Source organism: Streptomyces sp. NPDC001822 (assembly GCF_042892135.1).
Lineage (GTDB): Bacteria > Actinomycetota > Actinomycetes > Streptomycetales > Streptomycetaceae > Streptomyces.
In genome coordinates, this window is record NZ_JBIATW010000001.1 from 404,642 (window position 1) to 418,021 (window position 13,380).

Consider the following 13,380-nt stretch of genomic DNA (forward strand, 5'->3'; position numbering starts at 1 on the left):
ACGGCACCGGCCGGGCCCCTCACCCCCGCCCCGGCCGGTGCCGCCCGACGGCTCAGGACGCGGAGAGCTCCGCCCTGACGGTGCGGGCCGCCGCGACCAGGTTCTCCAGCGACGCCCTCGTCTCCGGCCAGCCCCGGGTCTTCAGACCACAGTCCGGATTGACCCACAGACGCTCCGCCGGGATCGCCCGCAGCCCGGCGCGCAGCAGCCCGGCCGCCTCCGCGGCGGTCGGTACGCGGGGCGAGTGGATGTCGTACACCCCGGGGCCCGCCTCGCGCGGGTACCCGTGGGCGGCGAGCTCGTGGGCGACCCGCATGTGCGAGCGTGCGGCCTCCAGGCTGATGACGTCGGCGTCGAGATCGTCGATGGCCTGGATGATGTCACCGAACTCCGCATAGCACATGTGCGTGTGGACCTGCGTCTCCGGGCGCACTCCACCGGTCGTCAGCCGGAACGCCTCGGTGGCCCAGCCCAGGTAGGCGGGCCGGTCCGCACGGCGCAGGGGCAGCGTCTCCCGCAGTGCGGGCTCGTCCACCTGGATGACCGGCGTGCCCGCCGCCTCCAGATCACGGACCTCGTCGCGCAGGGCGAGCGCGACCTGGCGGGCGGTGTCCCCGAGCGGCTGGTCGTCGCGCACGAAGGACCAGGCCAGCATGGTGACCGGGCCGGTGAGCATGCCCTTGACCGGACGGTCGGTGAGCGACTGGGCGTACGTCGTCCAGTCCACGGTCATCGGCTCGGGGCGGGAGATGTCGCCGGCCAGGACCGGGGGGCGGACGTAGCGGGTGCCATAGGACTGCACCCAGCCGTGCCGGGTGGCGAGGTATCCCGTCAGCCGCTCGGCGAAGTACTGCACCATGTCGTTGCGTTCGGGCTCGCCGTGCACCAGCACGTCCAGCCCGGCCTTCTCCTGATACGTGATCACTTCCTGGATCTCGGCCCTGATGCGCGCCTCGTAGGCGGCCGCGTCGATGCGCCCGGCCCGCAGACCGGCCCGTGCCGCCCGCAGTTCGCCGGTCTGGGGGAACGAACCGACGGTGGTCGTCGGCAGCAGGGGCAGGCCGAGCCGGGCGTGCTGCGACGCGGCCCGTTCCTCGTACGGCAGGGTGCGCCGGGTGTCCGCCGCGGTCACCGCGGCCGTGCGGGCCCGCACGGCCGGATCGCGGGTGACGGGGGAGGTGCGGCGGGAGGCGAGGCCCGCGCGGTTGGCCGCCAGTGCGGCCGCGACGGCGCCGGTGCCCCGGGCCAGCCCCGCGGCGAGGGTCACGACCTCCTCGGTCTTCTGCCGGGCGAAGGCCAGCCAGCTCAGCACCTGCGGATCGAGCTCACGCTCGGCGGCGGAGTCGAGCGGGACGTGCAGCAGCGAGCACGAGGACGCCACGTCGACCCGGCCCGCCAGCCCGAGCAGGGTGCCGAGCGTCGACAGGGACCTCTCCAGGTCGTTGATCCAGATGTTGCGGCCGTTCACGACCCCCGCGACCAGACGCTTCCCGGGCAGGCCGCCGACGGCGGCCAGGTCGTCCACCTGCCGGGCGGCGGTCTCCGTGAAGTCGAGGGCGAGACCTTCCACCGGTGCCTCGGCCAGCAGCGGCAGGGCCTCGCCGAGACGGCCGAAGTAGGACGCGACGAGCAGCTTCGGCCGGTCGGTGAGCGAGCCGAGGTCACGGTAGGCGCTCTCGCACGCGCCGAGTTCGGCCCGGGTGCGGTCCTGGACGAGGGCGGGTTCGTCGAGCTGCACCCACTCGGCCCCGGCGGCCCGCAGGTCGGCGAGGACTTCGGCGTACACCGGCAGCAGACGGTCCAGGAGCGTGAGCGGGTCGAAGTCCTCCGCCACCCCGGGGGCCGGTTTGGCGAGGAGCAGATAGGTGACCGGTCCGACGAGCACGGGCCGCGCGGTCAGGCCCAGGGCGAGGGCCTCCGTGAGTTCGGCGACCTGCCGGGAGGAGTCCGCGGCGAAGACGGTGCCGGGACCCAGCTCCGGCACCAGGTAGTGGTAGTTGGTGTCGAACCACTTGGTCATCTCCAGCGGTGCGACGTCCTGGGTGCCGCGCGCCATCGCGAAGTACCCGTCGAGGGGGTCGGCGGCGACCGCCTCGCGGTGACGGTCGGGGACCGCTCCGACCATGACGCTGGTGTCGAGCACGTGGTCGTAGAGGGAGAAGTCACCGGTCGGGACCTCGTCGATGCCGGCCCCGGCGAGCCGCAGCCAGTTGGCGCGCCGGAGTCCGGCCGCGGTGGCGTGCAGGGCGTCGGCGGTGACGCCGCCCTTCCAGTAGCCCTCGACCGCCTTCTTCAGTTCCCGGTGCTGCCCCTGCCGGGGGTAGCCGTGCACGGTCGACCGCGCCGCCGCGGCGGTGGACTGGATGGTCACGGAGATCTCCTTCGCGAGATGAATCCCTGAGATCCCGGAGACGGGACGAGAGCGCGAAGGGGTGACGCACCGGACAGGACGACCGCGCGCGTCGGCGCGGTGAACCGCCTGATGTGTACGCCGACCCGCCCACGAGGTCACCGGGATGTCCGCGCGCGGTTCGTCCGTGCGCGGGCAGTGGCAGGTCTTCGGACTCGCGGGCACGCCCTCGTGGAATGAGGACACCTAGTGGCCGTCGCTTCCCAGGCCCTCCCGGGCCCAGTGCGAATGACGGCGGTCGTTCCCGCTCACCGCTGCGGGGCAGTCCCGGATTCCCACCGGGTTCCCTCTTGCGACGCTCCCGCCTGGCGGACGGGGCGAACCAGCTGCACCTTCCACCCTACGGGCCGCTCCGGGCGCGCCGCGCATCCTTTCCGCGATTCGGACGGGTAGGGAGGGAGGGATGCGGCGGGGGCATCGGGAGGCCGCGCCCCGCACGCCGCCGTCGCGAGCCGTGCACCCGCGGCGCCACCGGTCCTCGCCGTACGGCGAGGACCGGGCGCGCCGGCCGTCAGCGCGCCCGCGCGGTCTCCAGCCACCGCAGGACCTCGGGCGTGACCGGGTCGGTGATGTCGGCGAACTCCCCGTGCTTCTCGAGGAACTTCGCCACGTACGGGCAGACCGGCACGATCCGCATGCCCGAGGTCCGTACGTCGCTCAGCGCCTCCCGCACGAGGACGGAGGCCAGTCCCTGACCGGCGAAGGCGTCGTCGATCTCGGTGTGGAAGAAGACGCGCCGACCGTCGCGGTCGCGGTAGGCGGTGAGACCGGCTCGGACGCCGTCGACGTGGATCTCGTAGCGGTGCCGTGCGTCGACGCGCCGGACGGCCGGAGTGGTGGCGGGCTGGTTCATCGGGTGCCTTTCGGGTGCGTCGGGTTGCCACGCGGCGCGAGGGTGGCGTTCGGGAGCGCGGGGGCGGGGATACGGGCACCCGGGTAGCCGTCGACACGGCCGAACCGGTCGGAGGCGGCCTCCCAGTCGAGGCGCGCCTCGGCGATGTCCTCATGGCTGCGGCCGACGAAGTTCCACCACATGACGATGTCCTCCCCGAAGGGGGTGCCGCCCAGGAGCACGGCCCTGGCCGCGGTGTCCGTCTCGTTGGTGAGGGTCACCGTGGTGGCCCCCGGGGCCAGGTACCCGAGTTCGGCGGGGCGCAGCACCGTCCCCGCCACCCCGATGTCTCCCTGGTCGACCAGCAGGCCGTGCTCGAAGCCGGGGTCCACGGCCAGCGTCGTGCTCGCCCGCGGCCGCAGGACGATCTCCGCGCCGAGCAGCGGCGTGAAGGACGGGACGGGCGAGGTGGCCCCGGCGAGGGACCCGAGGAACACCCGGACGACGGCCCCGTCGAGCCGGACGGGGCTGGGAGCGTGACTGCGGAAGTCCCGGCCGGTGTGCCGGTGTTCGTCGGGGAGGGCGACCCAGAGCTGCACGCCGTGCAGGGAGGTGGTGTCCGGGGTGGAGACCTCGGTGTGACTGATCCCGCGGCCGCCGGTCATGAGGTTCAGTTCGCCGGGGCGCACGAGGGCGTGGCTGCCCAGGCTGTCGCGGTGCTCGATCTCCCCGCTGAACAGCCAGCTCACCGTCTGCAGGCCGATGTGCGGGTGGGGCGCCACGTCCATCCCGCCCGTCTCGGCGACGTCGTCCGGGCCGAAGTGGTCGATGAAGCACCAGGCACCGATGAGTGTGCGGGCCCTCTGGGGCAGCGTGCGCCGCACCGTCATCGCCCGAGGGCCGCCCAGGGGGACGTCGCGGGCCGGGAGCACCTCCACGCGGGCGGCGGGTGCCGGTTCCCCGCCACGGGTGTCCGCCCCCGGTACGACGCGATCCGTGCCGGTGCCGCTCATCGGGGGACCCCCGGTGCACCCAGGATAATTACATGTTCAACAATCATGCTTGATCCTAAGCCGTGGCCCATACGGGCGTTCGGCCGGTGCGAGGGACGGATCGCGTCCCGGTGAGGAGTCCGGAGTGAACGGTACGGAGGCGGCCCGCGCGGCCGGGCGGGTCTACATCGACAAGCAGAGTCCCGAGGCGTACCACGCCCTCACCGCGACGGCCGAGGCCGTGCGCACCGTCGCCGCGGAGGCGGGACTGGACCGTGTGCTGGTCGAGCTGGTCAACCTCAGGGTGTCCCAGATCAACGGCTGTGCCTTCTGCCTGGACGTCCACACCAGGGCCGCCCTGCGCGTGGGCGAGACGACGCAGCGCCTGGGGGTGCTGGCCGCGTGGCGCGACACCGAGGTCTTCAGCGCGCAGGAGCGGGCCGCCCTCGCCCTGGCGGAGGCGACCACCGAGCCGGCCGACGCGACCCTGCAGGAGGACGCCTACGCCTTCGCCCGGGAGACGCTTTCCGACGAGGCGATATCGGCCGTGATCTGGGTCGCCCTCACCATTAACGCCTTCAACCGCGTCTCCATCATGAGCAAACACCCGGTGCGCGCCGTCCCGCGGCACTGAGCCCGCGGCCGGACGGACGGATCGGGACCTTCCCGCGACGCCCCGGCACGGTGCGTCGAACGGCCCCCGCCCCGCTCTCACCCGGCATCCGGGTGAACTCCGCACCGACCGTGCCGTCCGCAGGGCAGGCATAGGCCTGACCGGGATTCCCGCGGCCGGAAGCGCCGGTGGACGCGGAAGGGGGTGCCGGGCGAAAGGGGCTCTCCATGCTCGGTCCACGGGCGACGCCGACCGGCACCGCCGCAGGCACCGGCTCCGGCGGGCCCTCGTCCACGGCAGGCGAGGCCACCCGGGCCGTCGGCACCGTCCTGGCGGACCATCTGGCCGCCAGGCTCCGGGAGGCCGGGCTGCTGGACGCGGTGTTCGCGGAGGAGGTCGCGGCCCGTGTCGCAGGGTTCGTCCTCAACGGCGGCAAGCGGCTGAGAACGGCATTCGTGTGGTGCGGATGGCTGGCCGCAGGGGGAACCGGCGACCCGGCGACGCCGCTGCGGGTCGCGGCAGCCCTGGAACTGCTCCAGGGCTGCGCACTCATGCACGACGACGTCATGGACGGATCGCCGGTACGCAGAGGCGCACCCGCCGTGCACGAGGACTTCGCCCGTGTCCACCGGGCGGCCCGCATGGGCGGTTCCGCCGCGTCCTTCTCGGCCACCGCGGCCGTGCTGGCCGGTGACCTGGCACTGGTGTGGGCCGACGACCTGCTCACCGAGACGGCGCTGGTCACCCCCCACGGCGGTGTGCTGCACCGCGAGTGGCGGGCGATGCGCGGTGAGATGGTGGCAGGGCAGTACCTCGACATGCGGGCGCAGGCGACCGGGTCGTGCGATCCGGTCCAGGCACTGAACATCGCCACGCTGAAGAGCGCGCTCTACACCGTCGAGCGGCCGCTCGCCCTCGGCGCGTCCCTCGCGGGCGCCGGCCCCCGCACCATGGACGCCCTGCGGTCCGCCGGACGCTGCGCGGGCGTCGCCTTCCAGCTCCGCGACGACCTGCTGAGCGCCTTCGGTGACCCGGCCGTGACGGGCAAGCCCGCGGACGAGGACCTGCGGGGGCGCAAACCCACCTACCTGCTCGCCGTCGGCCTCCGCCGCGCGGCGGAGTCGGGGGACGAGGAAGCGCTGGACGCGCTCGGTCCGGAAGGCGCGGCGTCGCCGGACAGGGCCGACCGGATGCGTGCGGCCCTCGAACGCACGGGCGCGCGGGCGGAGGTGGAGGACGAGATCGCGCAGTTGGCGGCAGCCGGTCTGCGTCACTTCGCGGACGCCGGTGCCGACGATCCCGCCCGGTGCGAGTTCGCGTCACTGGTGGCCGGAGCCGTCGGCGCCACGCCCGCCCGTGGGATCAACGGAGCCGGTGAGATCCGCGAGACCCACGAGGCCCGTGAAATCCGCGAGGCCCGTGAAATGAGCGCGGAGGAGGACGCATGAGGGCCCTGTCCGGTCCCACGGACCACGTGGTGGTGGTCGGCGCCGGCCTGTCCGGACTCGCCGCCGCACTGCACCTCCTCGGCGCGGGGCGCCGGGTCACCGTCGTCGAACGCGACGCCGGTCCCGGCGGCCGCGCGGGACGGCTCGAACTCGGCGGCTACCGCGTCGACACCGGGCCGACGGTGCTGACCATGCCGCACCTCGCCGACGAGGCCTTCGCCGCCGTCGGGGACAGCCTTCACCGGCGGGTCGAGCTCATCGCGCTGCATCCCGCCTACCGGGCCCGCTTCGCCGACGGCAGCCAGGTGGACGTCCACACCGACGGCGAGGCCATGGAGGCCGAGGTGCGGAGGTTCGCCGGTCCCGCGGAGGCCGCCGGATACCGTCGTCTGCGCGGCTGGCTCGAACGCCTCTACCGCGTACAGATGCGCCGCTTCATCGACACCAACTTCGACTCGCCCCTCCAGCTCCTGCATCCGGATCTGGCGCGGCTGGCCGCCCTGGGCGGCTTCGGCAGGCTGGATCCGCAGATCGGCCGCTTCCTCGCGGACCCCCGCCTTCGCCGGGTGTTCTCCTTCCAGGCGCTGTACGCGGGAGTGGCACCCGCCCGCGCCCTCGCCGCGTACGCCGTCATCGCATACATGGACACCGTCGCGGGCGTCTGGTTCCCGAAGGGCGGCATGCACGCCCTCCCCCGGGCGATGGCGGACGCGGCCGCCGACGCCGGCGGGCACTTCCACTGGTCCGCCGAGGTCACCCGGCTCGAACGCTCGGCGGGCCGGGTGAAAGCGGTACACCTGGCATCGGGCGAACGCATCACCTGCGACGCGGTGGTCCTGACGCCCGACCTGCCCGTCGTCCACCGCCTCCTCGGCCGGGCACCGCGCCGCCCGGTGCGGCTGCGCCACTCGCCCTCGGCGGTGGTCCTGCACGCCGGCACGGACCGCACCTGGCCCGAACTGGCCCACCACACCATCTCCTTCGGGGCCGCCTGGGAGAACACCTTCGACGAACTGACCCGCGCCGGGCGGCTCATGAGCGACCCGTCCCTCCTCATCACCCGGCCGACCACGCACGACCCGTCCCTCGCCCCGGCGGGCAAGCACCTCCACTACGTCCTCGCGCCCTGCCCCAACACCACGACCGGCCCGTCGGCGGGCACCTGGCGTGGACTGGGACCGCGCTACCGCGACAGCCTCCTGGCCGAACTGGAGCGCCGGGGACTCGACGGTTTCGAGGCGTCCATGGACAGGGAACTGCTCGTGACCCCCGTGGACTGGACGGCCCAGGGACACGCGGCGGGCACACCCTTCTCCGTGTCCCACACCTTCGCGCAGACCGGCCCCTTCCGGCCCCGCAACCTCGTGCGCGGACACGAGAACGTCGTGCTCGCCGGCTGCGGGACGACGCCCGGGGTCGGCGTACCGACCGTCCTCGTGAGCGGCAAGCTCGCCGCGGCCCGGGTCACAGGCCTCCGCGGTGGGGCCGGCACGCGCCGCGGACCCGTCACAGAAGGGCAGCGCCGATGAACCGACGTGAACTGGACGCCGCCGGGATCACCGGCCCCGACCTGCGAGCCGCGTACAGCCGGTGCCGCGCGCTCAACGCCCGGCACGGACGGACGTACTTCCTGGCCACCCGGCTCCTCCCGGTGGAACGCCGGTGCGCCGTGCACGCCCTGTACGGCTTCGCCCGGTGGGCCGACGACATCGTCGACGATCTGGACCGCCAGGAGCCCCCCGAGGAGCGGGACCGCCTCCTGAGGCTCCTGGAAGCGGATCTGGCCCACGGACTGCGCACCGGGGGCGGCGACGAACCCGTGGTCAGGGCCGTGGCGGACACCGCCGAGCGCTACGCCATCGACCACGGGCTCTTCGCCGACTTCCTCGTGTCCATGCGCAGCGATCTGAGTGTCACGGACTACCCGACGTACGCGGACCTGCGTGCCTACATGCACGGCTCGGCCGCGGTGATCGGGCTGCAGATGCTGCCGGTGCTCGGGACGGTCGTGGACCGGGCGGAGGCGGCGCCCCACGCGGCCGCCCTCGGTGAGGCCTTCCAGCTGACGAACTTCCTGCGGGACGTGGGGGAGGACCTGGACCGGGGCCGCGTCTACCTGCCGAAGGACATGCTCGCCTCGCACGGCGTGGACCAGGCACTCCTGCGATGGAGCCGTCGCACGGGACGCGACGACCCGCGCATCCGGGCGGCGCTCGTCGAGGCCGACGCCATGATCCGCACCGTGTACCGCGAGGCGGAGCCCGGCATCGCGATGCTGGAACCACGGGTACGGCCCTGCATCCGTACGGCGTTCACGCTGTACGGGGGAATCCTGGACGCGATCGCCGACAGCGGCTACGCCGTCCTGCACCGGCGCGCCGCCGTACCCGGGCGGCGGCGGGCGGCCGTCGCGGCGGCCGGACTCGCCGGCATCCTGCGGGCACGCGTCCTGACACGTCAGCCGGCGCCCGTGCCGGTCACCGGGAAGGAGGGCGCTCCCGGATGAACGGACCCCGCACCGGGCCCGCATGGACCCCGCCGCTCCGCCTGCGACGCTCCCCGCGGTGGGAACGGCAGGCCCCGACCTGGCGTGAGGCCAGGCCGGCGCTGATCGCCGAAGCGCTCGCCCGGGCCGCGGCACGCCCCTCGGGCAACTGGTACGTCGTCGGCTCCTCCCGGGACACGGCCGCCCGGGACCGCCCCTACGGCCGCACGGTCGCGGGCAGGGAGATCGTCCTGTGGCGGGCCGGGGACGGCACGCTGCGCGCCGGTCCCGGTGAGTGCCCCCACCTCGGGGCCCCGCTGCGCGACAGCCGGGTGACCTGCGGGACGCTCCTGTGCCACTGGCACGGACTGGCGCTGAACGGCGGGGCGTTCGCCGGGTGGCAGCCGTTTCCCGTGCATGACGACGGGGTGCTGGTGTGGGTCAGGCTGGACGCCGAGGGAGGCGAGCCACCGCTGGAGCGGCCGGTCGTGCCGGTGCGGCCCCGCGCCGGGAGCGCGGTGGACGCCGTGTTCACCGCGGTGGGCCGCTGCGAGCCCCAGGACGTGGTCGCCAACCGGCTCGACCCCTGGCACGGCTCGTGGTTCCACCCGTACGCCTTCGTCGGGCTGAAGGTCGTCCGCACCCCCGAGGACGGCGGTGACGACGGATTCGCCGTCGACGTCTCGTTCAAGGTGGCCGGGCGGCTGGTCGTCCCCGTACGGGCCGTCTTCACCGCGCCCGAACCGCGCACCGTCGTCATGCACATCACGGACGGCGAAGGGGAGGGCTCGGTGGTGGAGACCCACGCGACGCCCCTCACGGCGCCCGGCACCGCCCGGCCCAGGACGGCCGTGGTCGAGGCCGTCGTCGCGGCCTCCGGACGACGGGGCTTCGCCGTGGCGCGCGCCGCTGCCCCGGCCCTGCGCCCGCTGATGCGACGCACGGCGGCCCGGCTCTGGCGCGACGACCTGGCGTACGCCGAACGCCGCTGGTCGCTGCGGAGCTCCGGACGCTTCCCCGGCTGAACGCCCGGCCGGCCCGGGTCTCAGCGCCGGGAGGCCGCGCAGGCCAGCGCGCCGAGCACCCTGGAACGCCCGGCGCGCGGCACCGTCCACAGCACCTGCCCGCGGACGCCCCACCCGGCGAGCAGCTCGTTGGCGGCGAGGAACCCCGATGTCGCCGCACGCTCCATCAGGGCGACGGGCAGGCCGGTGCGGACGAGGTCCCCGGCCAGCACGAGCCGCCGGTGCGGCGTCCGCACGGCGGGCCGCCGGGAGTAGCCGCCGACGGAGAAGACCGGACAGTCCGCACGCCACTCGTGCCGCGCGTCGACGATCCGGGCGTCCGCCGTCTCGGGGTAGACCTCGTGGAGGCGGTCGAGGATCCGTCCCTGGACCTCCTTGCGTTCGGCGCGTTCGTCGACGGCGTAGGCGTGCAGTTCGACCACGGAGCCCCCCGTCCGCGCCGCCCAGCGTGCGGACTCGCCCTCCCATCGGTCGAGGACGCTGATGTTGTCGAGGCCGTCGTATCCACTGGTGCCGAGGAACCCGGCGCGGTCCTCGCGCACGGGCCGGTCCAGCCACAGACGGGAGACGAGGAACGGGGGTGCGGTGCGCAGCCCCGCGATGTCCGCGCGCCATCCCGCGTCCCCCAACTCCTCCGACGCGGCGACGACATGGCGCAGCCCGCCGGTGTCCAGCGCGAGGACCACCGCCTGGTGGCGGACGGGCGCTCCGCCGGCCTCGACCATGAAGTCCCCGCCCCCGGCCCGGCGCACACGGTGCACCGGGGTACCGGTGCGCACCTCGCAGCCGAGTCCGCGCAGATAGCCGCCCAACGGCTCCCAGAGGGCCTGGGGGAAGGGCTCGCGCGGTACGTCGAAGAGGAGGCCCTCGGACGAGCCCAGGAAGTAGATGTGGAACATCAGCAGCAGTTCGGCGGCGGACAGCTCGCGCGGGTCGGCGAAGAAGCTGCGGGAGAACACCTCGAAGGCCAGGTGGTGCGCGGCCTCGGGGAAGTTGATCCGGTGCAGGAAGCCGGACGCGCTGATCCCGTCGAACCGCTCGTACACCTCGGGGACCCGCACGTCGAGCATGGGCAGGGCCTCGCGGGGGTTCATCGCGGCGAGGTCGCGCCACCCGAACGCCGGGCTGAGCGCGACGAATCCGAGAGCGCTCCACGGCGGAGTCCTCGGCACCCGCGCGAAACCGTCCGTCATGCCGCTGCGGTGCCGCAGCGGGTAGTCCGGGAGCGGGGTCAGCCCGGTCAGCCCCGGATCGGTACGACGCAACAGGCCGCGCAGGTTGTAGTACTGCCGGAAGAAGGCGTGGAAGCCGCGGCTCATCGTCACCGCGGACCCGTCGGCGAGCCGCACCGGCCATCCGGCGAGCCGGCCGCCGAGGGCCGGCTCCCGCTCGTACAGGGTCACGCGGATCCCCCGCTCCGCGAGCGCGGTCGCCGCCGCCAGCCCGGCGATGCCGCCTCCGATCACCGCCGTGGACGGCGCGTCGCCGGTCAGGCGCGCGCGGCCCGGGGCCGGCAGGACGACCTCGGCCCGGCGGTCGCGCCCGTGCCGGGCCGCTCCCGGGCGGCTTCCCCGGCCGCTCACGACGCCTCCGCCGTGCCCGGCTCCGCACCGCTGCGGGCCAGGAAGGTGTGCACGATGCCGGTCTGCCAGCCGGGGACGGGGAGGACCCGCACGAAGGGGAATCCGGCGCGGGAGATCCGGGCCGCGAAGTCCGGGGCCGTGTCGAACGCGAGGACGCTGTGCCACAGATGGAGGTAGAGCTCCCGGTCGCCGGTCAGGGTGCCCGCGGGGACGATGACGCCCCGGCAGACCGAGTTCCACAGCGTCCGGTGCGCGGGCGAGCCGCTGAGGCTGTACTCGTGGGCCAGCATCCGGCCCCCCGGGCGCAGCAGGGCGCGCATGGCTTCGAGGACCGTCCCGGGGTCGGTGACGTTGCGGAAGAGGTAGGCGGCGAAGACCGCGTCGTACGTCCCGTCGTCGTCCGTGGTGGAGAGGTCCTCGGCGGACCGGTGCAGGAAGCGGACGTTCGCCGGCCAGCGTTTCGACCGGGCCCGCGCCAGCATGCCCTCGGACGCGTCGACCGCGGTGATCCTGGCGTACGGGGCGGCCCGCAGCAGCGCCCGCGTGGACGCGCCCGTCCCGCATCCGACGTCGAGCACCCGCAGCCCCGTGCCGCCGCGTTGCAGACGGAGGCGGCGCGCCGAGCGGAGGAGGCCGGAGCGGTAGCCCGGGTTCAGCCCGGTGAGGCGGTCGTAGGTGTGGGACGCGTGATCGAAGGCGCGGGCGAGTTCGCGGTCGCGCAGCAGGGTCATCGAGGGCTCTCTTCGGATCGGCCGGCGGTCCGGCGGGCGAGGAAGGGGAGTTCGGCCGCGGTGCGGAGCATCGGCCCCACGGGCGTGCGCAGACCGATTCCGAACTCCTCCCACGGCGTGCTCCCGCCGTCCAGGAAGCGCAGCATCCGCTCCATCGGGACACGGCGGAAGAGGCCGGTGAAGAAGCGCGGGCCGTCGACCCGCCCCGTGTCCAGCGCGCGGAGCAGGACGGCGTCCATGGCCAGCGCCCTGCGGCCGTGAGGCGCCGGCAGCACGAACGGACGGTCGCGGTCGCGGCTCAGCGCGGTGGCGATGGCGCCGCTCTGCCGCCGCACGGCCGCGAAGGTGTATCCGGTGGCCGGCCGGGTGGCGCCGCCGGCCGCCCCGATGCGGAAGACCGCGGACCCTGTCCTGCCCGGAAAGCGTGCGTCGGTCATGGGGATGACACCCTGCTCGGCCGACTCCACCGTCAGCGGGCCGAGCCGCAGCACGTCGTCGCTGTAGTGCCGCAGCGCCTTCTCGTACGCCGCCGTCGTCAGCGGGCTGCGGGAGAACTCCGTGTACTCCACCAGTGCCCGGTCGGCCGCGAGCGGCAGCACGTAGCCGAACGCGAGGCCGTGACGTGGCTGCGGGACCCGGAAGTCCATGAGGTCGGCCACGCCCGGATCGAACGCGGGAGCCGAGGTGCGCACGAACCAGCCGCGGAAGTGCTGCAGCAGCAGCGTGCGGTGCGGTGGTGTGCGAGGCACGGGCCGGGAGTCGAAGACGCGCCGGCCGCGCACGGTCAGCGGACGGCCGTCCGACGTCGTGCAGCGCACCTCCGCGCCGCACGCCGCGTCGCGCACCTCGTGGGCGGTGGCACGCAGGACGCGGGCGCCGGGGGAGGCCCGCAGCCTCCTGTGGACCAGCTGTTCGTACCCCGTCGAGCGGACCATCAGGTAGCGCAGGGGAGCGGGGTCCGCCTCGACGCCGCGGCCGTCGGGCCCGCGCACCCTCAGCCGGCGCCACGAGGCGACCACCTCCTCGTCCTCCTCCTCGCACCTGCCCGAACCGGCCTCCCAGTAGCACCAGGTGCGCTCCGCCGGGCGCAACGGTCCGTCGGGGGCCTCGACCAGGGTCACGCCGACACCGGCGGCGGTGAGCCGGTCCGCCAGGCAGAGTCCCGCCGCGCCGCCGCCGACCACCACCACGTCGTCCACCCGGTCCTGTCCCGCCGGCGACGGGTTCACCCGCTCCACCGCCCGCACCGCGTCCCGCCCGC

Annotated in this window: 11 protein-coding genes and 1 riboswitch; of the genes, 5 read left to right on the top strand and 6 right to left on the bottom strand. The window is 74.4% G+C overall.

Annotated features, from left to right (window positions below; all coding sequences use genetic code 11):
• Positions 1-52 precede the first annotated feature (52 nt).
• From metE to ACFYY2_RS01865, 3 genes are all read right to left on the bottom strand, one after another.
• The gene (gene metE, locus ACFYY2_RS01855) at positions 53-2,371 is read right to left on the bottom strand and encodes a 5-methyltetrahydropteroyltriglutamate--homocysteine S-methyltransferase (RefSeq protein WP_388735629.1); all 2,319 of its coding nucleotides are present in this window, start codon (positions 2,369-2,371) and stop codon (positions 53-55) included.
• A 182-nt stretch (positions 2,372-2,553) separates the two neighbouring features.
• A riboswitch (cobalamin riboswitch) is annotated at positions 2,554-2,702 on the bottom strand.
• Between the two features lie 219 nt (positions 2,703-2,921).
• Positions 2,922-3,263, bottom strand: a complete 342-nt coding sequence (locus tag ACFYY2_RS01860; protein ID WP_388735631.1) for a GNAT family N-acetyltransferase — start codon at positions 3,261-3,263, stop codon at positions 2,922-2,924.
• Positions 3,260-4,255, bottom strand: a complete 996-nt coding sequence (locus ACFYY2_RS01865; RefSeq protein ID WP_388735633.1) for a pirin family protein — start codon at positions 4,253-4,255, stop codon at positions 3,260-3,262. The genes ACFYY2_RS01860 and ACFYY2_RS01865 overlap by 4 nt, the downstream gene beginning before the upstream one ends.
• A gap of 124 nt (positions 4,256-4,379) precedes the next feature.
• On the opposite strand from ACFYY2_RS01865, the gene ACFYY2_RS01870 reads away from it, so the two are divergent.
• From ACFYY2_RS01870 to ACFYY2_RS01890, 5 genes are all read left to right on the top strand, one after another.
• Positions 4,380-4,868, top strand: coding sequence for a carboxymuconolactone decarboxylase family protein (locus tag ACFYY2_RS01870; RefSeq protein ID WP_388735636.1), 489 nt, complete (start codon positions 4,380-4,382; stop codon positions 4,866-4,868).
• 206 nt (positions 4,869-5,074) lie between these two features.
• Complete coding sequence (locus ACFYY2_RS01875; protein WP_388735640.1) at positions 5,075-6,295, top strand: polyprenyl synthetase family protein; 1,221 nt, start codon at positions 5,075-5,077, stop codon at positions 6,293-6,295.
• Positions 6,292-7,824 carry a phytoene desaturase family protein gene (crtI, locus tag ACFYY2_RS01880; RefSeq protein ID WP_388735643.1) on the top strand — a complete coding sequence of 511 codons (1,533 nt, stop codon included), beginning with the start codon at positions 6,292-6,294 and terminating at the stop codon, positions 7,822-7,824. The genes ACFYY2_RS01875 and crtI overlap by 4 nt, the downstream gene beginning before the upstream one ends.
• Positions 7,821-8,801 (top strand): phytoene/squalene synthase family protein, encoded by a 981-nt coding sequence (locus ACFYY2_RS01885; RefSeq protein ID WP_388735646.1) that lies wholly within the window; start codon positions 7,821-7,823, stop codon positions 8,799-8,801. The genes crtI and ACFYY2_RS01885 overlap by 4 nt, the downstream gene beginning before the upstream one ends.
• Complete coding sequence (locus tag ACFYY2_RS01890; protein ID WP_388735648.1) at positions 8,798-9,805, top strand: DUF5914 domain-containing protein; 1,008 nt, start codon at positions 8,798-8,800, stop codon at positions 9,803-9,805. The genes ACFYY2_RS01885 and ACFYY2_RS01890 overlap by 4 nt, the downstream gene beginning before the upstream one ends.
• Before the next feature lie 20 nt (positions 9,806-9,825).
• On the opposite strand, the gene ACFYY2_RS01895 is transcribed toward ACFYY2_RS01890, so the two are convergent.
• Genes ACFYY2_RS01895 through ACFYY2_RS01905 form a run of 3 tightly spaced genes read right to left on the bottom strand, consistent with a single transcriptional unit; the run spans position 9,826 to position 13,348 of the window.
• Positions 9,826-11,388 carry an FAD-dependent oxidoreductase gene (locus ACFYY2_RS01895; protein ID WP_388735650.1) on the bottom strand — a complete coding sequence of 521 codons (1,563 nt, stop codon included), beginning with the start codon at positions 11,386-11,388 and terminating at the stop codon, positions 9,826-9,828.
• Positions 11,385-12,119: a class I SAM-dependent methyltransferase gene (locus ACFYY2_RS01900; protein WP_388735653.1), complete on the bottom strand. Its 735-nt coding sequence runs from the start codon at positions 12,117-12,119 to the stop codon at positions 11,385-11,387. The genes ACFYY2_RS01895 and ACFYY2_RS01900 overlap by 4 nt, the downstream gene beginning before the upstream one ends.
• Positions 12,116-13,348, bottom strand: coding sequence for a lycopene cyclase family protein (locus ACFYY2_RS01905; RefSeq protein ID WP_388736805.1), 1,233 nt, complete (start codon positions 13,346-13,348; stop codon positions 12,116-12,118). Before ACFYY2_RS01905 ends, ACFYY2_RS01900 begins: the two co-directional genes overlap by 4 nt.
• Positions 13,349-13,380 lie beyond the last annotated feature (32 nt).

Excerpts from the sequence above, each read along its gene's own strand:
- ACFYY2_RS01900 (WP_388735653.1), bottom strand. The coding sequence starts at position 12,119 with ATGACCCTGCTGCGCGACCGCGAACTCGCCCGCGCCTTCGATCACGCG.
- ACFYY2_RS01875 (WP_388735640.1), top strand. The coding sequence starts at position 5,075 with ATGCTCGGTCCACGGGCGACGCCGACCGGCACCGCCGCAGGCACCGGC.
- ACFYY2_RS01860 (WP_388735631.1), bottom strand. The coding sequence starts at position 3,263 with ATGAACCAGCCCGCCACCACTCCGGCCGTCCGGCGCGTCGACGCACGG.
- ACFYY2_RS01890 (WP_388735648.1), top strand. The coding sequence starts at position 8,798 with ATGAACGGACCCCGCACCGGGCCCGCATGGACCCCGCCGCTCCGCCTG.
- ACFYY2_RS01865 (WP_388735633.1), bottom strand. The coding sequence starts at position 4,255 with ATGAGCGGCACCGGCACGGATCGCGTCGTACCGGGGGCGGACACCCGT.
- ACFYY2_RS01885 (WP_388735646.1), top strand. The coding sequence starts at position 7,821 with ATGAACCGACGTGAACTGGACGCCGCCGGGATCACCGGCCCCGACCTG.
- crtI (WP_388735643.1), top strand. The coding sequence starts at position 6,292 with ATGAGGGCCCTGTCCGGTCCCACGGACCACGTGGTGGTGGTCGGCGCC.